The organism is Mammaliicoccus fleurettii (genome assembly GCF_002018435.1).
Taxonomy (GTDB): Bacteria; Bacillota; Bacilli; order Staphylococcales; family Staphylococcaceae; genus Mammaliicoccus; species Mammaliicoccus fleurettii.
In genome coordinates this window covers 149887-174713 of the sequence record NZ_MWJM01000006.1, presented here as the reverse complement: position 1 = coordinate 174713, position 24827 = coordinate 149887, and the positions used below count along the sequence as shown (strand labels likewise).

Below are 24827 nucleotides of genomic sequence, written 5' to 3'. Positions count from 1 at the left end.
CTGACGTCAGCAATACTAACCGTAAGCTCTGTTAAACCATTATCAAGCGCTTTAATAGATACAGCATCATCTAAGTCTTTAGCATCTGCACCATCAATTGTGATTGTCAGTTCGTCTCTTAAATCACGTCTATCTTTTATTTCATCAGGTTTAATTTGATCGGGTACATTTTTAGCTTCTGCAATAACACTATCAGGAAACTCAATATTGATACCATGTTGATAAATTATAGATAATATATCAACACCTGGATCATTTTTATGACCAAGAATCGCCTTCACATGCCCTTCAGGATTATGTGAACCATCAGCATATTCAGTTATTTCTACTAATACTTTATGACCTTCAATCGCAACAAGATTTTTACCTTTAGGAATAAAGATATCTTGAGTGATACGCTTATCATCTGGTAATACGAAGCCAAAATGCTTAGCTTCAGTATATGTACCTACTACTTGCGTAATATTACGCGTTGTAATTGCTTTAACTCTTCCTTCTATTTTACCTTTATGGTCACCACGAGATGGCACAACTTCTACTAATACTTCATCACCATCCATTGCTTTATTAATTTGGTTAGGTGGTATGAAAATATCCTCGATTGTATCATCTTCAGGTCTTAAAAATGCAAAACCTTTCTTATGTTGACTCAATGTACCTTTAACAAGATCTGATTTATCTCTTGTCTTCTTATATCTATCCGTCTTTGTTCTTTCTAGTTGACCCGTTTGTTCTAAATCAACTAGAACTTTAATTAATTCTTTAAATGAATCAGCATTATTGAGTCCCATTACGTCTTGAAATTCACTTACTGTCATTGGACTGTATTCTTTATCATTGATGATTTCTTCAACTTCTTCTCTTAGATTCATAGTGGGCCTCCTTTCTCGTTTATATTATGATGTCTTATTCGGACCAATCTAATGATTCTAAGAACTGATACACGTCTTCGAATACTTTTTCTTTTTCTTGTCCGATTGTTATAACATGACCAGATTCTTCATACCATTTAATATTTTTATCATCTGATGATGATTCATTGTAAATAATATTAGCTGAATCAGGATTAATCATTTCATCTTGTCTACCTTGAACGACAAATAAAGGATCAAACACTTCATCAACTTGATCTCTTACACCTTGAATTGTATCTTGCAATTCAGTCAAAGTATTTGTTGGGTGAAAATGTTTCATTTCCTGTTCAATTTGTTCAGGTGTTTTTCCTTCATACTTCTTAAATTCTCTAGCGTATTCTAATACACCTTCAAACATTGTGCCTTCTGTTTTTATAAACATAGGGGAACACATTGTTATAATACCTTTTACATCTCTTTTTAAACTTAATTTTAAACTAAAAACGCCACCTAGTGAAAGTCCGGCTACTGCTATTTCAGTATAACCTTTTTCTTCCAAGAAATCATAGGCATCTAGACAATCTTTAAACCATACATATGGGCTTGATTCTAGTATCTCTTCGGGAGGTCTACCATGACCTTCATAGTGTGGTGCATATGATGTATATCCTTTTTTCTGTAAGTATCGTCCTAGTTGTCTAACATCTGATGAATTACCTGTGAATCCATGTAAAAGTAGAACTGCTCTCTTTCCTTCTTCAAAGAAGAAAGGTTTAGGTAATTGAATTCTCATGATCGACCTTCCTTTAACATAATCTAGTTCTATTGTATCGTTTTTTTACTTGTAAACAAACAAAAAAGTCCGACAAGACAGTCGGACCACTACATTTTAAAGTAAGTTATTGCTAACATTAATAAGAAAAATAAAATTGATAAAATAATTGTAACTCTGTGTAAAAATAAATCTACTCCACGTTGTTTTTGTTTTCCAAATAATTGTTCTGCTCCGCCACTAATTGCACCAGATAATCCAGTACTCTTACCTTCTTGAAGTAACACGACGGTAATCAATGCAATACAAACGATGATTAATAAGACGATTAAAAATGTATGCATGGACTCGGTCCTCCTGTCTATTATAACAGTAGAATTATAGCATATTTACATTATTCACTCAAGTTTTCGTTAATTATACTCAACTGAAATACCTAATGATTTTAACATTTCAAAATAAGTAGGACAAGTCTTAGAAACACATGATGGGTCTAGCAACTTAACTCCATCAATTTTAGTACCAACTAAACTTAGTGACATAGCTACTCGATGATCGTCAAATGTGTCTAAAGTCGCTGCTTCAATTTGACCTGGCGTGATAGTCCATCCATCTTGATGTTCAACTACATCGATACCTAATTTAGAAAGACTTTCAGTTAATGCTGAAACACGATTACATTCATGATGACGAATATGCTCAACTCCTGTAATCGTAATTGGACCATCAGCAAAAGCAGCTAACGTACCAATGGTTAAAGCTTGGTCAGAACATGCATTCATATCTATCGTTAAATGACCTTTTAATTGTTCAGGACCAGAAATCACGACGTAGTCAGAACCTTTTTCAACAGTTGCGCCCATTCTCTCAAGAATATCTACAACTTCTAAATCAGGTTGATGACTTTCCATGTTTAAATGATTAATTTTAATTGTTGATTTATTTAATGCAGCCAACGCCATAAAATAGCAAGCAGTTGATAAATCAGCTTCTAAAGGTAATGTAGCTGGTTGATATTGACCTTGTTCAACTTTCATATGTTTATAGTCATCTGAGACATCAACATTAATTCCAAATTGGTGCATCATCTCAATTGTTATATCAACGTAAGCACTTTGAACAATATTAGTAGTTAATTCTATTTCAGTTGGACGATTAAATAAAGGAGCAGCCATTAATAATCCACTAATAAATTGACTCGATTGGTTACCAGCAATTGAAACTTTCCCACCTGTTTGCGCTGTACCTTTTATAGTAATAGGTAATTGACCTTCTTCTTCAAGATATTTAACCTCTACTCCAAGTTGTTGTAATGCTTCATGAAGTGTTTGATGAGGTCTTACTGCTAATTGTTCAGTTGAAGTAACTGTAATTTCACTTTTTTCTTGTGTACCTAATATACCTGGTAAGAATCTCGCAGTAGTACCAGCAGAACCAATAAATATTTGCTGCTTATCTGGCAATTCTGCATGATTAATTCCTGTTATATGAATCTCATCTTCGATAAATTTGAAAGTAGCTCCTAATTTTTTCAATGATTCCATACACCAATACGTATCATCACTTTTTAAGTATCCAGATAATTTTGAAGTGCCATTACTAAATCCTGCTAATATAAAAGCACGATTAGTTACACTTTTACTTCCTGGAATAATTACTTCTTTATTAAAAGATTGGTTGATAGGATGAAGTGTTAAAGCTTCTACTCCATCTAAACTAGACCATGGTGATTTAGCACTTTTTAAATTAATCGTCATCTATGATCCTCCTAAAAAATTCATTGTCTCTATTATAGAACATTTTGATATGGAATGAAACGACAAAATATTGCTAGTTTAAAGCGTTAAAGAATATGTCGTGAGTTAATGTATTTTTGTGTAGTGAAGTAAGGCTCTATTTATCATGTTAGCCTCGTCTTGATAAATTCACGCCTTCTATTTATCATGTTTGACACGTCTTGCAATATTCAACCGTTCTATTTATCATGTTTACCATGTCTTGCAATATTAAGCCTCTCTATTTATCATGTTTGCCATGTCTTGATAAATTCACGCCTTCTATTTATCATGTTAGCCTCGTCTTGCAATATTCAACCGCTCTATTTATCATGTTTACCATGTCTTGCAATATTAAGCCTCTCTATTTATCATGTCTGCCAAGTCTTGATAAGTTCACGAGCTACCTCACTTTATTTATTCAAAATAAAAAAGCACAAAAGGTGAGTCTACACCTTTTGTGCTCTTTATAAATCATTTTATATGCTCAATTATTTTGATAAGTTATAGAAAGCTTTGATTCCTTCAAATTTACCTGTTTCAAATAATTCGTCTTCGATACGTAATAATTGGTTGTATTTAGCAATACGGTCAGTTCTTGATAAAGAACCTGTTTTGATTTGGCCAGCGTTTGTTGCTACTGCGATATCAGAAATTGTAGTATCTTCTGTTTCACCTGAACGGTGTGAGATTACTGCAGTGTAACCAGCTTTTTGAGCCATTTCGATTGCTTCGAATGTTTCTGTTAATGTACCGATTTGGTTAACTTTAATTAAGATTGAGTTACCGATACCTTTTTCGATACCTTCAGATAATTTTTCAGTGTTAGTAACGAATAAGTCGTCACCTACTAATTGTACACGGTCGCCGATACGTTCAGTAAGGATTTTCCATCCGTCCCAATCGTTTTCGTCCATACCATCTTCAATAGTGATAATTGGGTATTTGTTAACTAATTCTTCTAAGAAGTCTACTTGTTCTTCTGAAGAACGTTTAGCACCGTTTTCACCTTCAAATTTAGCGTAGTCATAAACGCCATTTTCGAAGAATTCTGAAGCTGCACAGTCAAATCCTAAGAATACATCTTTACCTGGCTCTAAACCAACAGCTTTAATAGCTTCTAATATTGTTTCAACGCCATCTTCAGTACCTTCAAATTTAGGAGCGAAACCACCTTCGTCACCTACTGCAGTTACTAATCCACGAGATTTTAAGATTTTAGCTAAGTTATGGAAGATTTCTGCTCCCCAACGTAAAGCTTCTTTAAATGTTGGAGCTCCAACTGGTAAAATCATGAATTCTTGGAATGCGATTGGTGCGTCTGAGTGAGAACCACCGTTTACAATGTTCATCATTGGAACTGGTAATTGAACACCATTGAATCCACCAAGATATTTATATAAAGGTTGTCCTAAGAAATCAGATGCAGCACGAGCTACAGCCATAGAAACACCAAGGATAGCATTAGCACCAAATTTAGCTTTGTTAGGTGTACCATCTAAAGCGATCATTAATTTATCGATAGAAACTTGTTCTAATACTGAGAATTCACCTTCAATAATTTCTGGTGCAATGATTTCGTTAACGTTTTCTACAGCTTTAAGAACACCTTTACCTAAATAACGTTCTTTGTCTCCGTCACGTAATTCTACTGCTTCATATTCACCTGTTGAAGCTCCTGATGGTACTAATGCTCTACCAAAAGCCCCACTTTCAGTTAATACTTCTACTTCTACTGTTGGATTACCACGTGAATCTAAAACTTCGCGTGCATAAATATCTGTAATAATTGGCATAATTAAAACTCCTTTATAATGTTAATTGATTATTATTTAATTAATGTTTTTCCAGTCATATCTTCTGGTTGTTCTACTCCAAGTAAGTCTAGTAGTGTTGGTGCTAAGTCAGCAAGACGACCACCACTTCTAACTTCTACCCCTTCTTTTGTAACTATAACAGGAACAGGGTTTGTTGTATGAGTTGTCATAGGTGATTCACTATCTGTTAACACTTCATCAGAGTTACCATGGTCTGCTGTAATGATAGCTGTACCATTCATTGATAAAATCTTATCTACTACTTCACCTAAACATTCATCGACTGCTTCAATTGCTTTGATAGTAGGTTCAAGCATACCACTATGTCCTACCATATCAGGATTAGCAAAGTTTAAGATAATTAAATCTAAATCACCTTTATCTAATTCACCAATTAATGCATCTTTAACTTCGTAAGCACTCATTTCAGGTTTCAAGTCATAAGTTGCAACTTTTGGTGAGTCGATAAGAACGCGACGTTCACCTTTAAACTCTGAATGATTACCACCACTCATAAAGTATGTTACATGAGGGAATTTTTCAGTTTCTGCAATTCTAAGTTGGTTTAAGTTATGCTTTTCAGCAACTTCACCGATAGTATTTTTAATATCAACTGGTTTAAATGCAACTTCAGCGAATACATCGTCACTGTAGTTTGTGAATGTTACAAAGTATAAATCTTCTAGTTTACGTTTAAGTTCGAAACCTTCGAATTTTTCATTTGTATAAACTTGACTAAGTTGAGCCGCTCTATCAGGACGGAAGTTAAAGAATATCATTGAATCATGGCTGTTAACACCAGTGTTTTCAACATTTTTTTCTTCGTCTTTAACGATAAATGGCACGACGAATTCATCTGTTAAACCTTCTTTATAATTTGATTCTACACCTTCAATGGCAGTTTTGAAGACAGGACCTTCACCATTAGACATAGCATCATAAGCTTTTTCTTCACGATCCCAACGATTATCTCTGTCCATTGCATAATAACGACCAGAAATTGAAGCGAATTGACCGATACCTATTTCTTTAAATTTATCTTCTGTTTCTTCAATAAATTTAAGAGCAGATTTTTGATCAACGTCACGTCCATCAAGAAAACCGTGTACATATAATTTTTTAACGCCTTGTTTTTTCGCTAATTCTAAAAGTGCAAATAAATGTTTATAGTGGCTGTGTACACCGCCATCAGATAATAGACCCATTAAATGTAATGTAGAATCATTTTTAACGACATGGTTCATCGCAGCTTTTAATTCTTCAATTTCAAAGAAATCGCCATCTTCAATCGATTTATTTATTCTTGTTAAACTTTGGTATACGACTCTACCAGCACCAATATTTAAATGACCTACTTCAGAATTACCCATTTGTCCTTCTGGTAGACCAACATCTAAGCCACATGCAGATAATTCATTATGTGGATATTTGTTGTAATATCTATCAAAATTTGGTTTGTTGGCTTGTTTTACCGCATTACCATGCTCTTCTTCACGATTAGCAAAACCGTCAAGAATGATAAGCGCTGTTGGTTGTTTAGCCATTATTTAGCACCCTCTAATAATGCAACGAATGAATCAACTTTTAATGAAGCGCCGCCAACTAATGCGCCATCGATATCTGATTGAGCCATATATTCTTTAATATTTTCTGGTTTAACACTACCGCCGTATTGAACACGTAAAGCCTCTGCTTCTTCTGGAGAGAAAGCTCCTGCTACAACGTTACGTACGTGTGCACACATTTGGTTTGCATCTTCTGAAGTAGAAGATTTACCAGTACCAATTGCCCAAATAGGTTCATAAGCGATTACTGTAGATTTTACTTGATCTTTAGAAAATCCTTTAAGTGCTGCTTCTACCTGACCGCCTACTACTGATTCAGCTTTACCAGCTTCTCTTTCTTCTAATGTTTCACCAACACAAATGATTGGTGTCATATTATGAGAAAATACTGCTAATGCTTTTTTATTAACATCTTCGTCAGTTTCACCGAAGTATTCACGACGTTCAGAATGTCCTAATACTACATATTTAACGCCTAAATCTTCAAGTGCTGCTGGAGAAGTTTCACCAGTGAATGCTCCATTATCTTCAAAGTATGCATTTTGAGCACCAATTTGTAAGCCTTGTGCTACGCCTTCTTTAGTTAAATTAACAAGTGCATCTAATTGTAAAGTTGGTGCACAAATTACTGAATCTACCTCGTTAGTATCTGGTAATGCTGGTAGTTCATTAACAAAATCTTTTGCTTCTTGAACTGTTTTATTCATTTTCCAGTTACCTGCGATAATTGGTTTTCTCATGATATAAAAACTCCTTTTATGATTATTTTTCAGAAATAGCTACGATGCCAGGTAGTTCTTTACCTTCTAAGTATTCTAGAGAAGCTCCGCCACCTGTTGAAATGTGTGAAAAGTCATCAGCAAATCCTAAGTCCATAGCAGCTGCTGCAGAATCTCCACCACCGATAATTGTTGTTGCATTTTCTAAGCTAGCAATTGCTTTACATACACCAATTGTACCTTTAGCAAAGTTACTTAATTCAAACACACCCATAGGTCCGTTCCATACTACTGTGTTTGCACCTTCTAATGCTTCACTAAACAATTCAACTGATTTAGGACCGATATCCATTGATTCTTGATCAGCTGGAATTTCATCAGCAGAAACGACCGTAATTTCAGCGTCATTTGAAAATTCTTTCGCTACTTTACAATCTATTGGTAAGATAATTTTGTCGCCAGCACGTTCAAGTAATTCTTTAGCAAAATCAACTTTATCTTCTTCTAAAAGTGATAATCCTATTTCTTTACCTTGAGCTTTGAAGAATGTATAAGCCATTCCGCCACCGATAATAACTTTATCTGCAATAGTTAATAAGTTTTCAATTACACCAATTTTATCTGAAACTTTCGCTCCACCTAAAATTGCTACTAAAGGACGTTCTGGTTCACTTACAACGCCACCGATAAATTTGATTTCTTTATCCATTAAGAAACCAGATGCTGTTTCAATGTTAGATGCGATACCAACATTTGAAGCATGTTCACGGTGAGCTGTACCGAATGCATCATTAATGAACACGTCACCTAATGAAGCCCAATATTTACCTAACTCAGAATCATTTTTAGATTCTTTTTTACCATCAACATCTTCGAAACGTGTATTTTCAAATACTAATACATCGCCTTCAGCTAATGTATCGATAGCATTTTCTAATTTTTCTCCACGTGTTTCTGGTACAAATGTTACTTCTTTATTTAATAGTTCACTTAAGCGTTCTGCTACTGGTTTAAGTGATAATTCTTTTTTGTCTTCTTCAGTTTTCACTTTACCTAAATGTGAGAATAAAATTACTTTACCGCCTTGCTCGATAATGTATTTTATTGTAGGAAGCGCTTGAACGATTCTGTTGTCGTTTGTAATTGCACCATCTTTCATTGGTACATTAAAATCTGCTCTTACAAGTAATTTTTTACCTTTTAAATCTACGTCTTTAACATTCTTCTTTGACATGATTTGTCTTCCTCCTCTAGATAATAGAAAATACAACATGATTAAAAATAAGCGGAGAAGCGATGTGCTCCCCGCTTACTTATAAGCATAACCTATTTAGTTCATTTATTTAAATTATTTGTTAGCTTGAGCTGCTAAATATTCTAAAGTACGAACTAATTGTGAAGTGTAAGACATTTCATTGTCATACCAAGATACAGTTTTAACTAATTGACGATCTCCAACAGTCATTACACGAGTTTGAGTTGCATCGAATAATGAACCGTAAGTGATACCAATGATATCAGAAGATACGATTTCATCTTCAGTGTAACCGAATGAATCATTTGTAGCATTTTTCATTGCTGCATTGATTTCTTCTACTGAAACTTCTTTGTCTAATACTGCAGTTAATTCAGTTACTGAACCAGTTGCTACTGGTACACGTTGAGCTGATCCATCTAATTTACCTTTTAATTCTGGAATTACTAAGCCGATAGCTTTAGCAGCACCAGTTGAGTTAGGTACGATGTTTTGAGCCGCAGCACGAGCACGACGGAAGTCACCTTTAGAATGTGGAGCGTCTAAAGTATTTTGGTCACCAGTGTATGCGTGGATAGTCATCATTAAACCTTCTACGATACCGTATTGATCATTTAATACTTTAGCCATTGGAGCTAAACAGTTAGTTGTACAAGATGCACCAGAAACGATTTCTTCTGAACCATCTAATTCGTCATGGTTAACGTTATAAACGATAGTTTTTAAATCGCCTGAAGCTGGAGCTGAAATTAATACTTTTTTAGCACCTGCATCGATGTGAGCTGAAGCTTTTTCTTTGTCAGCGAAGAAACCAGTACATTCTAATACTACGTCGATATCTAAATCGCCCCATGGTAATTCTTTAGGGTTAGGATTTTCGAAAGTTTTGATTTCTTTACCGTTTACGCGGAATCCGCCTTCGATAACTTCTACTTCGTCTTTGAAACGGCCTTGTGTAGAATCATATTTTAATAAATGAGCTAACATTGCGTCATCTGTTAAATCGTTGATTGCTACTACTTCGATGTTTTCTACTTCTTGTAATCTTCTAAATGCTAAACGACCTATTCTGCCAAATCCATTAATTGCTACTTTAGTTGCCATTATTGATGGCCTCCTTTATATTTGTTATTTCAAAAAGGCGATTAAACCTTTTATTCCAAGTTAATCATTGCTTTTGCAGCACCTTCATCTGTTATAAGGATAGTATTCTTAGGTGCTATCTCAAGATAAGCCTTAATAGCTTCTGCTTTAGAAGCACCCCCTGCTACTGCAAAAATATTTGTCTTAGTTGCTAAATCTTCTAGTTGCAAACCGATTGTTTTAACGCGATGTACGACTTCACCTTTGGAATTAAAATAATATCCAAAAGCTTCTCCGACTGCATGATGATGTTTCAATTGGCTTAATACTTCTTCTGATGTTTTTCTTCTTTGTGCCATCTTCAGCGCATCACCAATACCGTGAATTATAAAATCTGAATGACGTATTGCATCAAGCACCTCTATTACTGCAGGTTCTGTCAACAACGTTTCATACGAACTTTCACTTACTTGGTCAGGAACATACAAGACCTTATACGACCCACCTGTTCGATTTGCCATACTTGCACAAATTGTATTAGCCTGGAATACTACGTTTTCTCCCAAACCACCACGCGCTGGCGTGAACAAAATGTCTTTATTCAATGGATGTAATGACTCACTAACTCTAGCCATTGTTGAACCACCCGTTACTGAAACTGAAGCTCGATCATACAATGACTGTTCTAGTAGTTCTGCTGTAACATTACCCATTTCTGCTTTAACCATCTCATCTGAATCCGAATTACCTCTCACTATATGTGCTTTCACACCATATCGATTAAATATTTCATCCTCAATATGATTAAAGCTAGAATAAAGTGTTAAATAATGTGATAACGAAGAAAGAATTTGTTCACCTGTTTCGGTCAATTTCATGCCTGTTGATTGAACGCTGAGTAAATCTTGTTGTTTTAACATTTCAATTTCAGTTCTCAATACCCGTTCAGTAATATTCATAACATCACTTAACGATCTTCGACCAATAGGTTGTTTCTTCTCAATCGTCGATAAGATATTAAAGCGTCGATACATCTTGTCAATCAAGTCAGGAACGAGTCTATGTTGTACCTTTAATAAATCTTCCATAAACAAGTCGCCTCCTCTAAGATTAACAGATGGGCATAATCTAACCTAGGTTAGACGTTTTTCGTCCCATGCGGGTCAAAAAAATAATATCTGTTTACAGTTTTATAATACACCCATGACTATAAGATTGCAAGATAAATGCGTTACTCTTTATTTCAATTCATCATACGCCTCAATCAATGTAACAAAATCCACGTTTCCTTCTTGTAAGACAACACCGTTATACTCAACTACTGGTACTCTAAGCATATATTTTTCATGTAATGTATCATCTTCTTCTATATTAATAGTAACAATTTTAATTTCATGATCATATTCATCTCTGAAAAAATCTAATTGTATTTTTGCATCGTCACATAAACCGCAATTTGAACCAATATAAAATTTGATATCCATAAAATCATCCTTCGTTATAATAAGCCTCCCCGAGACGAATCGAACGCCCATTTCAAGAACCGGAATCTTGCGTGTTATCCTTTACACTACGGAGAGATAAATCTTAATTATTAATTTATAATCACTTAACATCTTACGAATATAATAGAAGTATCAACTATAAGGAGTGAAGAATTATGACCACTAATCAAGCAGAAAACATCATTCGAAAAAGATGTGAACATTTTAATATGCAAGTCACTCAAATTCACTGCACTCAGCTTGTTGATTACGGAAACTATTATATCATTTATGCAAACATTGACAACATTTGTCGCAAATTTCCTGTGTATAAATCAGCTATTTAAGTTATAATATTCATCAGTAGGTCATATATTTTGACCATGTTTGACTTTATAGTGTATGATATGGTCATTAAGATATTCAAAGGAGGATTTAACTGATGAATTTAATACCAACAGTTATAGAAACAACAAATCGTGGGGAACGCGCTTATGATATTTACTCACGTTTATTGAAAGACCGCATTATTATGTTAGGATCAGCTATTGATGACAATGTAGCGAACTCAATCGTATCACAATTGTTATTTTTACAAGCACAAGATTCTGAGAAAGACATTTATTTATATATTAACTCACCAGGCGGAAGTGTAACAGCTGGTTTTGCTATTTATGATACAATTCAACATATTAAACCAGATGTACAAACAATTTGTATCGGTATGGCAGCATCAATGGGTTCATTCCTATTATCAGCTGGTGCAAAAGGTAAACGTTTCGCATTACCTAACAGTGAAGTGATGATTCACCAACCATTAGGTGGCGCACAAGGACAAGCTACAGAAATTGAAATCGCAGCTCGTCACATTTTACGTACTCGTGAAAAATTAAACAAAATTTTATCTGAAAGAACTGGACAACCAATTGAAAAAATTGAAAAAGACACAGATCGTGATAACTTCTTAACAGCTGATGAAGCTAAAGAATACGGTTTAATCGATGATGTAATGCATCCAGAAGATATGAAATAAATTTAATATACAAAAAACACCCGAAACTTAAGTTTTGGGTGTTTTTTTGTAGTTTAGCGAAATTAATCTACGTCTTGACTCTTTTTAAAATTTGCAAATTCTGATTAACTAACATCTTGCTAAGGTCATTAATTCTATATTAAAAAGTCCAGGCAATCGACTATGTCTGGGCTTTTTTCTTATTAGCTTATTTTATTGTTTCGCCGCTTCTAATTTTATCTGCCATTTCATTGAGTTTACGTAGTCTATGGTTTATACCTGATTTAGATATTTTTCCTGTACTCACCATTTCTCCTAATTCTTTGATAGATACATCTTGGTTATCTATTCTTAATTTCGCTACTTCTCGTAACCGATCCGGTAAATTATCGATTCCAATTTCTTTATCTATAAGTTTAATGCTTTCTACTTGTTTCATTGCAGCACTTACTGTTTTATTTAAATTAGCTGTTTCGCAATTAACTAATCTATTTACAGAATTTCTCATGTCACGAATAATTCTAACATCTTCAAATTTAAGTAATGCTTGATATCCGCCAATTAAGCTTAAAAAGTCAGCTATTTTTTCTGCTTCTTTTAAATAACTGATATAACCTTTTTTACGTTCTAACTGTTTAGCGTTTAAACCATATTGATTCATTAATGCTGTTAAATCCGCTGAATGTTCTTCATATAATGAAAAAATTTCAAGGTGATAAGAAGATGTTTCTGGATTATTCACCGATCCTCCTGCTAAAAACGCACCTCTTAAGTAACTTCTTTTACAACAATCTTTTTGTAAAATATCTTTATCTATTTCTTGTTTAAACATACCTTCTTGTAGTATACCTAACTCATCTAATATTTCTTTAGCTTTTACTTTTATTCTACTGATATATATATTATTTTTTTTAAGTTTCATTTTCTTTCTTACTAATAATTCTACTTCCACTCCGAAGCATTTTTTTATGAGCGAAAATATACGGCGTGCTATCGCTGCATTTTCAGTTTGTACATTTATGACAAATTGTTGATTAGAAATACTCAAATTCCCATTCATTCTAATCAAAGCTGAAAGTTCTGCTTTTGCGCAACAGTCATCTACTTCAATTCTTGTTAATTCATTTTTCATTTCTGAAGCAAAGCTCACAGCAGATCATCCTTTCTTAATTTATATGTACATAAAAATAATGATATGCCGAAAGACATATCATACGTTTTGTATCTATTTTATCTTACATGGAATAGCCGGGCGTATCAAGTTTTTCAACTTATACAATTGATTATTTTTTTGTAGCCTCTTTGATTACACCAAATAACAACATTATTAAACCAATTATTAAGAAACTTATACCTATTTGTTGATTTGCAATTAAACCAATAAGCAGAAATATACAACCTATTAATACCATCATGATTTGAACATTCTTCATCAATGATCACCTCTTTTTGAAAGCTCTTACATTGATTCTACTTTATTTCTATATAAAAATATAGAGCGCGGGACAGAAATCTCATTCTAAAAAAAGATGTCATTATCCTACCCTCTATATTTCAAATTTATTTGTCTATCTTATATTGTATTGTACTAATTTCTCGTAAAGCTATTTCGTATATAAGTTGAGCAAGCACTTTATTATTATGTCTAATATATTGATGAGGCGTAATGCTCACTAAATTATTGTCGTGTATGCATTGTACACCCATCTCTTTTAATTTATCTCCATCAAAATGAACTTGCTTTGCATCTTCTTCTTCATATCTCATTAAAATATCTTTATTAAAGCGTTCATTTTGACAGATTACAAAATCGATAAATTCTTGGCCAACATGATCATGAATAGCTTTCACGTGGTCACTAACTGAATATCCAGTTGTTTCACCTTTTTGAGTCATAAGATTACATACATATAACCTTTCAGCATCAGTATGTATAATAGCGTCTTTAACTTTATCTAAAATCAAATTAGGTATTATACTTGTATATAGTGATCCTGGTCCCATAACGATTAAATCCGCTTCTTCTATTGCATCAATGGCTTCTTTCATTGGTTCGATATCTTCAGGTGTTAAAAAGACTTTTTCAATTTTTTTAGATGTTTTAGGGATATTAGATTCCCCTACTATAATTTCACCATCAGACATTACTGCATTTAATACAACACTTTTAGTTGTTGATGGAATGACTTGGCCTTTAATATTTAATATTTTGCTTAACTCTTTAACTGCATGACCAAAATCATCCGTAATATTTGTCATTGCTGCTAATAATAAATTTCCTATTGAATGTCCACCAAATTTTTCTTCTTCAAAACGATGTTGAAAAAGTTCTTCTAACATAGGTTCAGTGTCACTTAGAGCTGCCAGCACATTTCTTATATCTCCAGGAGCAGGTATATCCATCACATCACGAATTCTACCTGTACTACCACCATCATCTGCAACCGTTACGATGGCTGTAATATCTATTGGAAACTGTTTCAGTCCTCTCGCTAAAACAGAAAGACCTGTTCCGCCTCCAATTAATACAACTTTTAATTTTTTCATTTTTTCTTTTTACTTTCAATATGTGCATCGCGATGTGACGTATACACAGCATAGTCAAAGTTTTCTTTAATATCTTCTCCTAAACGTTTTGCAAGTGCGACAGATCTATGTTGACCACCTGTACAACCAATTGCAATTGTTAATTGAGATTTACCTTCTTTTTTGTAGCCTGGCAACATAAACATTAATAGGTCACTAAACTTTTTATAAAATGTATTTGTTTCTTTCCATTTCATAACGTACTGATAAACTTCGTCATCTAATCCAGTCAACGGTCTTAATTCTTGTACATAATATGGGTTAGGTAGAAATCTTACATCAAATACGATATCCGCATCAATCGGCATTCCGTGTTTGAAACCGAAACTTAACACCCTTACTTGGAATGTTGTAGAAGGATCTTTTTCAAATGTTGCATTCAACTCTTCTTTCAAAGCTTTCGGTTTCATTTCAGTCGTATCTATTACGAAATTGCTTATACCTTTAATATCATTCAAGAGATCTCTTTCTTCTTCAATAGCAGATAATAAGCTACCCTTTTCACTTAAAGGATGGGTTCTTCTCGTTTCTTTATATCTTGAAATTAATTTTTTATCACTTGCTTCTAAAAATATAATATCTACGATAACTCTTTTTTCACTTTGTATAAAATCCAATTCTTTTCTTAAGTCACCAAAGAAATCTTTACCTCTTAAATCAATTCCAATTGCCACTTTTGATAAAGAAGGGTTACCTTGATCCATTAAATCAACAAACTTTTGTAATAAAATTGGAGGTAAATTATCAACGCAAAAATATCCTAAATCTTCTAATGCTTGTAATGCGACAGATTTCCCCGCACCAGACATACCAGTAACTACAAGCAATTCATTTTTTACATTACTTTTGTCGGTAAGTTGCATAGCACTTCTCCTTTAACTATCATATGTATCTTAATCTTACATGATAATGCTATAAAAAACATTAAATAAATGGTCTATTTAAATGTATACCCGCCTTTTTAAACTATATCAAGTAAAGGAAAAATCATACATAAAAAGTGCTTGGGATTTAAATCCTAACTCAAAATAAATAAGCATATCTTACGATTTTGTACGTGCATGCTTGCCTAGGGGTATGGCTCGAGCCTGTAGTCTCTCACTCATACTATTCCCTCAGGCGTCCGCACTTACAAAATCGTTGGAAATATTTATTTTTATATAGAAAACAGTTTTTTCTAAGAGCTAGCTAAATGATTATCATTAAAATACTAGGACATTTATGTCAAAGGCAATTAATCTTAAGTATATATATTTACACAAATTGAAAAAAGTGTAAGTAAGGGTATCTATATTCACACAAGTCAGTAGAAGTGTATGTAAAGATGTCCATATTCACATAAGTGAAGAGAAGTGTAAACATGGATATCTGTATTCACACAAGTCGAAAGAAGTGTAAGCATGCGCATAAAAAATGCCAACAAAGTCTATAGTTGCCACAATGATTTTCATAAAAAATAAAAGCAGGAATTCAATTTTAATAATGAATTCCTGCTCTTTATAAATTATATTAATTGTTCTTCGTCTTCAAGTGATTCAATATATGCTTGTGCATTTTGTGCTGCAATACTACCATCACCAGTTGCTGTAACGATTTGACGTAATGTTTTTTCACGAACATCGCCTGCTGCATATACACCAGGTACGTTAGTTTCCATTTCGTCATTTGTTTCAATATAACCGTTCTCATTCAATATACCTAATGATTCAAATGGTTTAGTCAATGGTTTCATACCAATATAAATAAACACACCATCAGCTTGATGTTCTGTTTCAGTACCATCTTCAGTAGAAACTAAAGTAACAGATCCTACTTTACCATCTTTTTCATTGATTGTTTTTAATGTTGTGTTCCAAATAAAATCAATTTTTTCATTTTTAAATGCACGGTCTTGAATGATTTTTTGAGCTCTTAACTCATCTCTTCTATGAACGATTGTAACTTTGTCAGCGAATTTAGTTAAGAATATACCTTCTTCTACTGCTGAGTCTCCGCCACCAATTACATATAAGTTCTTACCTTTAAAGAATGCACCGTCACATACTGCACAATAACTTACACCACGGCCACCTAGTTCTTGTTCACCTGGAACGCCGATTTTTTTGTATTCTGCACCTGTTGCAATAATGATAGCGTGCGCTGTTAATGATTTGTCTCCCATATTAACAACTTTATAAGAACCTTTATCTTCTATATTTTTTATGTCCCCATATTCATATTTAGCACCAAATTTTTGGGCATGTGTAAACATTTTAGTTGATAAATCTGGACCTGTAATTAAATCAAATCCTGGGAAGTTTTCTACATCTTCTGTATTTGCCATTTGTCCACCTGGCATACCGCGTTCTATCATTACAGTTGATAAATTTGCTCTTGAAGCATAAACAGCAGCTGTCATTCCTGCAGGGCCTGCTCCAACTATAATTACATCATAATCTACTTGTGTAGTCATTTATAAACTGCCTCCTCTTATTAATTCAGTAAAATTGTACATCAATATTTTTATTAAGTATAACTATATGCTCACTATAGCATCGATTGCTTTATTTAAGCGATACGTCGTTATATTGAATGAATTTTTAATTTCTTTTTTTGTTACTTTTATATTTAACATTTTCAAATAAATATAAACTGAGGCTGCTACATAATGATCAACTTGTTCTATTGATTCATTATCTGCTATTAACATCTCAGCATGCTCAATCCATGATACAAATAATTCTTTCCCATAATGTTGATATTCTGATTGTTCAATGAGTTTCATACCTTTATCAATAAAACCTAATTTATTGAGATGCAGATTTTGAAAAGTATATGTTATATATAACCTTTCATAGTCAGGTAGACTTTCTAAGACTTCCCATAATTCATGTGACATTACAAGTTCACGGTGCTTCATATGACCTATTAAAAATATGCCATACAATCTATACCTGTAGTCTTCATCTTTTAATAACGGTAATACATGGCTATCTAACATTTCTTTAAGTTCATCAATTTTCCAAGGTGGTAATTGACTATGATATTGTACACTATCTTCAAATTTTTGCCAATGTCTTTTTGCTTCTTCTTCAAAGCCTAAATGGTAGTAGTTATAACTTAATGCATGATGAAGTTGTGGCATTGAAGCTTGTGCTTTTTTCAAAAGTGGAACGAGCAACTCATTTGAAGGCTTGTGTCTTCCTAAATAGCTTAGAACAACACCTAACTTGAAGGATTCCTCATCGTTAATTGGATGTAATTTACTTAATTGCTTTAAATATTGTTGAAAGCGTTCTAACTGTTCCGTATTGTATAACAATAAAGTCATATGACATAAAGCATATATATCTGACGGATTATCTTCCAATATCGTTTGAAGTAACGCTTCAGCCTCTTCATATTGATTATTATAAAGCATCGACATCGCTTTTAAATTCATGATATGTTTGTCTTCTTGAATTGTTGCACGTTGTCTTTCTATATAATCATTTGCTTCTTGTAGCCTACCATTTGCAAATAAATATTGAAAAATATGTTGAATTACAAATCTTTCAGCCTCTTCTTCAACGACCGTTTGATTATCATACTTCACTTCGAACATTTGAATCATTTCTTCAAAATAATCTTGATCATCTTCTTCTGTTACATAGCGAAGCCCAAATAAAAATGCTTTATTAGGTTCGTTCGTCTTTATAAACATTTGACTCAAATAAAAATAATAATCTGTAACATAATTATCTTTTGCTATTTGATCATACATCATTTCTTCTGCTCTTGTAGTTTGGTTAAGTTCCACTAGACACTCAGTATAAGGTGGTATAATTACAAAATCATCAGGTGATTGTTCAAGTGCTTTTTTAAATAAAGACTCAGCATATACATATTCTTGTTCTCTCATTTTTTCCATTGCCTTATGATAGTAAAAGTCTTTATCAAACTTTACATGTATTATATTTGAATTGTCTCCCAACGATTAACTCACCACCTCTGTTTAAGTTGCATAGGATTACCATATGCCATCAAGCCATCGGGAACGTCTTTCGTAACGATTGTCCCACTAGCAATAGCCGCATTATTCCCTATATTAACACCTGCTAGTACCGTTGCATTTGCTCCGATTAATACATTGTTCCCTATATTCACATTCCCAATTCTATATTCTTCTACTAAATATTCATGACATAGAATGGTAGCGTTGTAACCTATAATACAATTTTCACCGATTGTGATTAACTCTGGATACATGATGTCAGGTGTAGCTTTAAATGCAAAAGCTGTCTCTTGACCAATTTTCATATTCAACCCTTTTCTGTATATAAAATGCTTCCATTTAACACTCGGCATATATCTACTAAGTTCAATGATAATAACATTTTTCAAAACTTTTATAAAACGTATTGTTTCGTACATTTTCCATAATGGGTTTGCCCCAGATACTTTTTTAGTTTTTAATGCTCTCACATAAACACTTCTTTCAGTTTAGTTATGATAATAACCTTTAACATCTCTGAATTTTTTCGGATTATAACGTATTCTTCTATAAATAATACATGCTATTGAAACAACAATGATAACAATCGAAATCACTTGAGCGATTCTCAAGCTTTCTGTAAGCATTAAACTATCCGTTCTTAAACCTTCAATAAAGAACCTACCAATTGAATAATAAATTAAATAAGCAAAGAAAGTCTCACCAATTTTCAATTGTGGACGTATTAATAATAATAAAATAAAACCAACTATATTCCAGACAGATTCGTATAAGAATGTTGGATGATAATAAATACCATCTATTTGCATATGGTTAATTATAAATTCTGGTATATGTAAATCTTCAAGGAAACTACGTGATACAGGACCACCATGTGCTTCTTGATTCATGAAATTTCCCCATCTACCAATAGCTTGTGCCAATATAATACTTGGTGCCACAATATCAACCATTTGGAAAAATGATAAATTTTTCATTCTACATATTATGAATCCAGTTATAAACGCTCCAATTAACCCACCATGAATTGCAATTCCGCCGTTCATAATAAGTGGTATCTCTACTAAATGCTGACTATAATAACCCCACTCAAATGCTACATAATAAATCCTTGCGCATATTATTGCCATAACAACGCACCAAATAATTAAATCAATTAATGTTTCTTCCTTTATTCCAACTTTTTTCGCCGTTCTTTGAGCTAATAGATAGCCGATTAAGATACCTGAAGCAATAATGATGCCATACCATCTTATTGCTAGAGGTCCTAATTGTACCGCTACTGGGTCAATACCTAACACACCCATTATTCATTCTCCTTACGTGCATTTTTCAAAATTTCTGCATTAAGTCGATTATTAAATTCCTCTGCCGTATTAATACCCATGTTGTTTAATCGATAATTCATTGCAGCAACTTCGATAATAACAGCTAAGTTTCTACCCGGTCTAACAGGAATGGTTTTCTTAGTAATCTTAGAATCTAATATTTTTAAAGTTTCTTCATTTAATCCAACTCGGTCATAAATCTTTTCTTTATTCCAAGTTTCAAGATTAATATTCAGCTTAATTCTTTTCTCCATTAATATAGATCCAGCTCCAAATAAAGTCATAACATTAATAATGCCAAGTCCTCTTATTTCAAGCAGATGTTCAATTATTTTTGGTGCTTTCCCAATTAGTTCATTCTTATTAATTTCTTTAATTTCGACATTATCATCTGCTACAAGTCTGTGACCACGTTTTACAAGTTCTAGTGCAGTTTCACTTTTACCAACACCACTATCTCCTGTAATAAGAACACCAACACCATACACATCAACTAATACACCATGTAAAGAAGTTTCAGGAGCTAATTCTCTTTCTAAATATCCTGTTACTTGCCCCATTAATTTCGTCGTTGAAGATTCACTTTTTAGAAGCGGTGTATTGGTCTCATTACAACTTTGGATTAATTCTTCTGGAGCATCTAATCCACGCGTAATAATAATTGCTGGTGTTTCAGGACGACATAATTTAGCCATTCTACCTTGTTTTTCTTCATCTGGTAATAAATTATAAAAAGATAATTCAGTTGTACCTAATACTTGAATTCGGTCAGATGAGTAATGCGAAAAATACCCCGCCATCTCTAAGCCTGGGCGTGATAAATCAGTCTCAGTTATTTTACGATGTAGTCCTACTTTACCTGCAAGGACTTCCATATTAAATTGTTCTATTAATTTACTACTTGATATCATAGGGTTCACCTCTAGGTTAATATATATTAATTCTAATGAACTTTAACAATAACTGCAATCATTATAAATATTAGGACAGTATCTTTAATAGAACATAATTCTGAGTAATGTCCGTATGAGGTGCTGTTTAAGGAGCACTATTCAGAATTTTGCCAGTTAGAACTTTTTAAGGAGCACTATTCAGAATTTTGCCAGTTAGAACTTTTTAAGGAGCATTATTCAGAATTTTGCCAGTTAGAACTTTCTAAGGAGCATTATTCGGAATTCTGCTAGTTAGAACTTTTTAAGGAGCACTATTCAGAATTTTGCCAGTTAGAGCTTTCTAAGGAGCATTATTCAGAATTTTGCCAGTTAGAACTTTTTAAGGAGCACTATTCAGAATTATGCCAGTTAGAACTATCTAAGGAGCATTATTTAGTATTCAATACACAAAAATTCTCCCAGTCCATTAAATATATAACAGACTGGGAGAATTTACTTGTGAAAAGGACCAGTGTCCCTTTGATTATTGATTAAATACCAGTATTTTGATCATTATTTTTATTGAATGATCTTATAATATTTTTTAAAGATTCGTCTAGTTGCTGTATTGGGTCTTGGTCAGTTGTTTCTCTATCGTTAAACTGTTTATCAAATTCAGTTTTACCTGATTTAGCAGTTGTTTTAACTTTACTCAACAAATCTTCAAATAAATTTTCTACATTTTCTTTAGATTTACTCGTGTAAGCTGAAGCATTCTTTTGATTATTTGAAGTTGCTTCAAGTAATTTCACCGCTTCATCTACTGTTACTTTACCACTTTCAATAAGGTCTAATATCTTTAATTGTACTTCGTTCATATAATTCCCTCCCGGTTTATGTTCGATCTCTCTCTAGGATCGGTTTTAAATATTTACCAGTATAAGATGCGTCTACTTTCACTATATCTTCTGGTGTTCCAGTTGCGATAATTTCACCACCACCATCTCCACCTTCAGGACCTAAGTCAATGATATAGTCAGCTGTTTTAATGACATCTAAATTATGTTCTATAATTATGACAGAGTCACCATTTTCAACAAGTCTATTCAATACACTTAACAAGCGTTTAATATCATCTACATGCAAACCAGTTGTTGGTTCATCAAGAATGTATAACGACTTACCGTTTGAGCGTCTATGAAGCTCTGATGCTAGTTTAACACGTTGTGCTTCACCGCCTGATAATGTTGTTGCTGGTTGGCCTAATTTAACATATCCTAGACCAACATCAACGATAGTTTTTAACTTTCTATTTATCTTCGGTAAACTTTCAAAAAAGTGATAAGCATCTTCTACAGTCATTTCTAACACATCAGAAATACTTTTTCCTTTGTAAGTTACTTCTAATGTTTCTCTATTATACCTTTTTCCATCACAAACTTCACATGGTACGTATACATCTGGTAGAAAATGCATTTCAATTTTAATAATTCCGTCACCTTTACAAGCTTCACAACGGCCACCTTTAACATTAAAACTAAATCTACCTTTTTGATAGCCTCTAACTTTTGCTTCATTAGTTTGACTAAACACATCTCTAATGTCATCAAACACGCCTGTATATGTTGCTGGATTCGAACGTGGTGTTCTACCAATTGGAGATTGGTCGATGTCTATAATTTTTTCTATTTCTTTAACACCTTTGATAGATTTGTGAGCACCAGGTTTTGTTTTAGTATTATACAATTGTTTTTGTAACCCTTTATATAATACTTCATTTACTAATGAACTTTTACCTGAACCTGAAACACCCGTAACACATGTCAATACTGACAATGGGAAATCCACATCAATATTTTTCAAGTTATTACTTGAAGCACCTTTAACAGATATTTTTCGTTTTGTTATTTTTCTTCGTTCTGAAGGTACAAATACTTTTTCTTTACCACTTAAATATCGACCAGTTAATGAATTTTCATTGTTCATTACTTCTTCTGGTGTACCACTCGCAACAACTTGACCACCTTGGACCCCAGCTTTCGGACCAATATCGACTAAATAATCTGCAGCTTTCATTGTATCTTCATCATGTTCAACAACGATTAAAGTATTACCCATATCTCTCATGGATTTCAATGTATCTATTAAACGATCATTGTCTCTTTGATGAAGCCCAATTGAAGGCTCATCCAACACATATAATACACCAGACAATCTTGATCCAATTTGTGTTGCTAATCTGATACGTTGCGCTTCACCACCTGATAGCGTTCCTGAAGCACGATTCAATGTTAAGTATTCTAAACCAACATTATTTAGGAATGATAATCTTTCATGTATTTCTTTTAAAATCAGTTTAGCAATTTTTTGTTCTCTTTCATCTAAATTCAAATGATCAAAGTGTTCAATTGCATTATAAATTGAATATCTCACAACTTCACCAATATGTTGTCCATCAATTTTAACTGATAAAACTTTTTCATTTAATCGATAGCCATCACATGTTTCACATGTTTTTTCGACCATATATTTTTGCATTACTTCTCTTACGTATTCTGATGGTGAATCATGATAACGTCTTTCAATGTTATTTAACACACCTTCAAAAGCCATTGTTCTCGTTCGATTAGTTTTAACGCCATAATCTTGATTAAATTTAAATTCAATTTCATCTTCATGACCGCGTAAGATGATGTTCTTTTCTTTTTTAGTTAGCTTATTAAAAGGTTTATCCATATCAATTTTAAAATGTTCACATGCTTGTTTTAATAAAGTTGGATAATAATTCGAACTAATTGGTTGCCAAGGTAATAAAGCTCCCTCATTCAAACTTAAAGTATTATCTGGTACAACTAAATCTATATCTACAGTTAATTTACTACCTAATCCATCACAAGATGGGCAAGCACCAAATGGGTTATTAAATGAGAACATTCTAGGTTCTAATTGATCTACCGAAAATCCACAAATAGGACATGCATGATGTTCAGAAAATTTAATTTCATCACCATCAATAATATCTGCAATTGCATTTCCTTCAGCTAATTCTAATGCTGTTTGTAATGAATCAGCTAATCTCGCTTCTATCCCCGGTTTAATAACCAGTCTATCTATTACAACATCAATTGAATGATTTTTATTTTTATTTAGTTCTGGAACATCGTCTACATCTAAAATATCACCATCAACTTTTAATCTTGCATAACCTTTTTTAGCAATGTCATCGATTAATTTTTTATGCGTACCTTTACGGCCTGAAACTATTGGAGACAGAATTTGTATTTTAGTTCTTTCTTCTAACTCCATAACTTGATCGACCATTTGTTGTACAGTTTGTGATTTAATTTCAATACCATGGTTGGGACAAATTGGTCTACCAACTCTGGCATATAACAATCTTAAATAATCGTATATTTCTGTTACCGTTGCTACCGTTGACCTAGGGTTTTTGCTTGTAGTCTTTTGATCTATTGATATTGCCGGAGATAGACCTTCAATTAAATCTACATCTGGTTTATCCATTTGCCCTAAAAATTGTCTAGCATAGGCACTTAAAGATTCAACATATCTTCTTTGACCTTCAGCATAAATTGTATCAAACGCTAATGATGACTTTCCTGAACCTGATAAACCAGTCATAACAATAAGTTGATCTTTTGGTATTTCAATATCTATATCTTTTAAATTATGTGCTCTTGCACCTTTTACGATGATGGATTTGTTTTTCATCTC

At 33.1% G+C, this 24827-nt stretch carries 23 protein-coding genes; 1 reads left to right on the top strand and 22 read right to left on the bottom strand.

From position 1 onward, the window contains the following. The 11 genes from B2G86_RS07015 to B2G86_RS06965 all read right to left on the bottom strand — a co-directional run. The coding region (locus B2G86_RS07015) for an RNB domain-containing ribonuclease (protein WP_142242929.1) at positions 1-872 on the bottom strand (872 nt) is incomplete at its 3' end. A gap of 34 nt (positions 873-906) precedes the next feature. Beyond that, entirely contained in the window at positions 907-1647 is a 741-nt protein-coding gene (locus tag B2G86_RS07010) for an alpha/beta hydrolase (protein WP_078357417.1), read from the bottom strand. 89 nt (positions 1648-1736) lie between these two features. Then, positions 1737-1970 (bottom strand): preprotein translocase subunit SecG, encoded by a 234-nt coding sequence (secG, locus tag B2G86_RS07005; protein ID WP_078357416.1) that lies wholly within the window; start codon positions 1968-1970, stop codon positions 1737-1739. A gap of 69 nt (positions 1971-2039) precedes the next feature. Beyond that, a complete protein-coding gene (aroA, locus tag B2G86_RS07000; protein WP_078357415.1) occupies positions 2040-3383 on the bottom strand; it encodes a 3-phosphoshikimate 1-carboxyvinyltransferase in 1344 nt (447 codons plus the stop codon). Positions 3384-3892: 509 nt separating this feature from the next. Further along, entirely contained in the window at positions 3893-5197 is a 1305-nt protein-coding gene (gene eno, locus B2G86_RS06995) for a phosphopyruvate hydratase (RefSeq protein WP_078357414.1), read from the bottom strand. A gap of 32 nt (positions 5198-5229) precedes the next feature. Beyond that, the gene (gene gpmI / locus B2G86_RS06990) at positions 5230-6762 is read right to left on the bottom strand and encodes a 2,3-bisphosphoglycerate-independent phosphoglycerate mutase (protein WP_078357413.1); all 1533 of its coding nucleotides are present in this window, start codon (positions 6760-6762) and stop codon (positions 5230-5232) included. Further along, the gene (gene tpiA, locus B2G86_RS06985) at positions 6762-7523 is read right to left on the bottom strand and encodes a triose-phosphate isomerase (RefSeq protein WP_078357412.1); all 762 of its coding nucleotides are present in this window, start codon (positions 7521-7523) and stop codon (positions 6762-6764) included. The genes gpmI and tpiA overlap by 1 nt, the downstream gene beginning before the upstream one ends. Before the next feature lie 22 nt (positions 7524-7545). After that, a complete protein-coding gene (locus B2G86_RS06980) occupies positions 7546-8736 on the bottom strand; it encodes a phosphoglycerate kinase (RefSeq protein WP_078357411.1) in 1191 nt (396 codons plus the stop codon). A 114-nt stretch (positions 8737-8850) separates the two neighbouring features. Then, positions 8851-9861 (bottom strand): type I glyceraldehyde-3-phosphate dehydrogenase, encoded by a 1011-nt coding sequence (gene gap / locus B2G86_RS06975; RefSeq protein ID WP_078357410.1) that lies wholly within the window; start codon positions 9859-9861, stop codon positions 8851-8853. A gap of 50 nt (positions 9862-9911) precedes the next feature. Next, positions 9912-10928, bottom strand: coding sequence for a sugar-binding transcriptional regulator (locus B2G86_RS06970; RefSeq protein ID WP_078357409.1), 1017 nt, complete (start codon positions 10926-10928; stop codon positions 9912-9914). A 150-nt stretch (positions 10929-11078) separates the two neighbouring features. Next, positions 11079-11324: a glutaredoxin family protein gene (locus B2G86_RS06965; RefSeq protein ID WP_078357408.1), complete on the bottom strand. Its 246-nt coding sequence runs from the start codon at positions 11322-11324 to the stop codon at positions 11079-11081. Positions 11325-11766: 442 nt separating this feature from the next. On the opposite strand from B2G86_RS06965, the gene clpP reads away from it, so the two are divergent. Then, on the top strand, positions 11767-12357 hold the full coding sequence (gene clpP / locus B2G86_RS06960) for an ATP-dependent Clp endopeptidase proteolytic subunit ClpP (protein ID WP_078357407.1): 591 nt from the start codon (positions 11767-11769) through the stop codon (positions 12355-12357). A gap of 187 nt (positions 12358-12544) precedes the next feature. Here clpP and whiA read toward each other — a convergent pair whose 3' ends face one another. The 11 genes from whiA to uvrA all read right to left on the bottom strand — a co-directional run bounded on the left by whiA (position 12545) and on the right by uvrA (position 24824). Beyond that, a complete protein-coding gene (gene whiA / locus B2G86_RS06955; protein ID WP_078357406.1) occupies positions 12545-13486 on the bottom strand; it encodes a DNA-binding protein WhiA in 942 nt (313 codons plus the stop codon). 133 nt (positions 13487-13619) lie between these two features. Further along, positions 13620-13769, bottom strand: a complete 150-nt coding sequence (locus B2G86_RS13380; protein ID WP_170167672.1) for a hypothetical protein — start codon at positions 13767-13769, stop codon at positions 13620-13622. A gap of 127 nt (positions 13770-13896) precedes the next feature. Further along, on the bottom strand, positions 13897-14883 hold the full coding sequence (locus tag B2G86_RS06950) for a gluconeogenesis factor YvcK family protein (protein ID WP_078357405.1): 987 nt from the start codon (positions 14881-14883) through the stop codon (positions 13897-13899). Next, positions 14880-15785 carry an RNase adapter RapZ gene (gene rapZ / locus B2G86_RS06945; RefSeq protein ID WP_078357404.1) on the bottom strand — a complete coding sequence of 302 codons (906 nt, stop codon included), beginning with the start codon at positions 15783-15785 and terminating at the stop codon, positions 14880-14882. The genes B2G86_RS06950 and rapZ overlap by 4 nt, the downstream gene beginning before the upstream one ends. 641 nt (positions 15786-16426) lie before the next feature. Further along, the gene (trxB, locus tag B2G86_RS06940; protein ID WP_078357403.1) at positions 16427-17374 is read right to left on the bottom strand and encodes a thioredoxin-disulfide reductase; all 948 of its coding nucleotides are present in this window, start codon (positions 17372-17374) and stop codon (positions 16427-16429) included. 63 nt (positions 17375-17437) lie between these two features. Beyond that, complete coding sequence (locus tag B2G86_RS06935; RefSeq protein ID WP_078357402.1) at positions 17438-18874, bottom strand: tetratricopeptide repeat protein; 1437 nt, start codon at positions 18872-18874, stop codon at positions 17438-17440. Between the two features lie 8 nt (positions 18875-18882). Next, a complete protein-coding gene (locus tag B2G86_RS06930; protein WP_078357401.1) occupies positions 18883-19365 on the bottom strand; it encodes an acyltransferase in 483 nt (160 codons plus the stop codon). An 18-nt stretch (positions 19366-19383) separates the two neighbouring features. Next, entirely contained in the window at positions 19384-20202 is an 819-nt protein-coding gene (gene lgt / locus B2G86_RS06925) for a prolipoprotein diacylglyceryl transferase (RefSeq protein WP_078357400.1), read from the bottom strand. Further along, positions 20202-21134, bottom strand: coding sequence for an HPr(Ser) kinase/phosphatase (gene hprK, locus B2G86_RS06920; RefSeq protein ID WP_078357399.1), 933 nt, complete (start codon positions 21132-21134; stop codon positions 20202-20204). Before hprK ends, lgt begins: the two co-directional genes overlap by 1 nt. Positions 21135-21646: 512 nt before the next feature. Beyond that, positions 21647-21973 carry an SHOCT-like domain-containing protein gene (locus B2G86_RS06915; protein ID WP_078357398.1) on the bottom strand — a complete coding sequence of 109 codons (327 nt, stop codon included), beginning with the start codon at positions 21971-21973 and terminating at the stop codon, positions 21647-21649. 16 nt (positions 21974-21989) lie between these two features. Then, positions 21990-24824 carry an excinuclease ABC subunit UvrA gene (gene uvrA / locus B2G86_RS06910; protein WP_078357397.1) on the bottom strand — a complete coding sequence of 945 codons (2835 nt, stop codon included), beginning with the start codon at positions 24822-24824 and terminating at the stop codon, positions 21990-21992. Positions 24825-24827 lie beyond the last annotated feature (3 nt).

Excerpts from the sequence above, each read along its gene's own strand:
- tpiA (WP_078357412.1), bottom strand. The coding sequence starts at position 7,523 with ATGAGAAAACCAATTATCGCAGGTAACTGGAAAATGAATAAAACAGTT.
- trxB (WP_078357403.1), bottom strand. The coding sequence starts at position 17,374 with ATGACTACACAAGTAGATTATGATGTAATTATAGTTGGAGCAGGCCCT.
- gpmI (WP_078357413.1), bottom strand. The coding sequence starts at position 6,762 with ATGGCTAAACAACCAACAGCGCTTATCATTCTTGACGGTTTTGCTAAT.
- uvrA (WP_078357397.1), bottom strand. The coding sequence starts at position 24,824 with ATGAAAAACAAATCCATCATCGTAAAAGGTGCAAGAGCACATAATTTA.
- aroA (WP_078357415.1), bottom strand. The coding sequence starts at position 3,383 with ATGACGATTAATTTAAAAAGTGCTAAATCACCATGGTCTAGTTTAGAT.
- lgt (WP_078357400.1), bottom strand. The coding sequence starts at position 20,202 with ATGGGTGTGTTAGGTATTGACCCAGTAGCGGTACAATTAGGACCTCTA.
- B2G86_RS07010 (WP_078357417.1), bottom strand. The coding sequence starts at position 1,647 with ATGAGAATTCAATTACCTAAACCTTTCTTCTTTGAAGAAGGAAAGAGA.
- B2G86_RS06970 (WP_078357409.1), bottom strand. The coding sequence starts at position 10,928 with ATGGAAGATTTATTAAAGGTACAACATAGACTCGTTCCTGACTTGATT.
- eno (WP_078357414.1), bottom strand. The coding sequence starts at position 5,197 with ATGCCAATTATTACAGATATTTATGCACGCGAAGTTTTAGATTCACGT.
- clpP (WP_078357407.1), top strand. The coding sequence starts at position 11,767 with ATGAATTTAATACCAACAGTTATAGAAACAACAAATCGTGGGGAACGC.
- secG (WP_078357416.1), bottom strand. The coding sequence starts at position 1,970 with ATGCATACATTTTTAATCGTCTTATTAATCATCGTTTGTATTGCATTG.
- hprK (WP_078357399.1), bottom strand. The coding sequence starts at position 21,134 with ATGATATCAAGTAGTAAATTAATAGAACAATTTAATATGGAAGTCCTT.
- B2G86_RS06950 (WP_078357405.1), bottom strand. The coding sequence starts at position 14,883 with ATGAAAAAATTAAAAGTTGTATTAATTGGAGGCGGAACAGGTCTTTCT.
- B2G86_RS06915 (WP_078357398.1), bottom strand. The coding sequence starts at position 21,973 with ATGAACGAAGTACAATTAAAGATATTAGACCTTATTGAAAGTGGTAAA.
- rapZ (WP_078357404.1), bottom strand. The coding sequence starts at position 15,785 with ATGCAACTTACCGACAAAAGTAATGTAAAAAATGAATTGCTTGTAGTT.
- B2G86_RS13380 (WP_170167672.1), bottom strand. The coding sequence starts at position 13,769 with ATGAAGAATGTTCAAATCATGATGGTATTAATAGGTTGTATATTTCTG.
- gap (WP_078357410.1), bottom strand. The coding sequence starts at position 9,861 with ATGGCAACTAAAGTAGCAATTAATGGATTTGGCAGAATAGGTCGTTTA.
- B2G86_RS06965 (WP_078357408.1), bottom strand. The coding sequence starts at position 11,324 with ATGGATATCAAATTTTATATTGGTTCAAATTGCGGTTTATGTGACGAT.
- B2G86_RS06980 (WP_078357411.1), bottom strand. The coding sequence starts at position 8,736 with ATGTCAAAGAAGAATGTTAAAGACGTAGATTTAAAAGGTAAAAAATTA.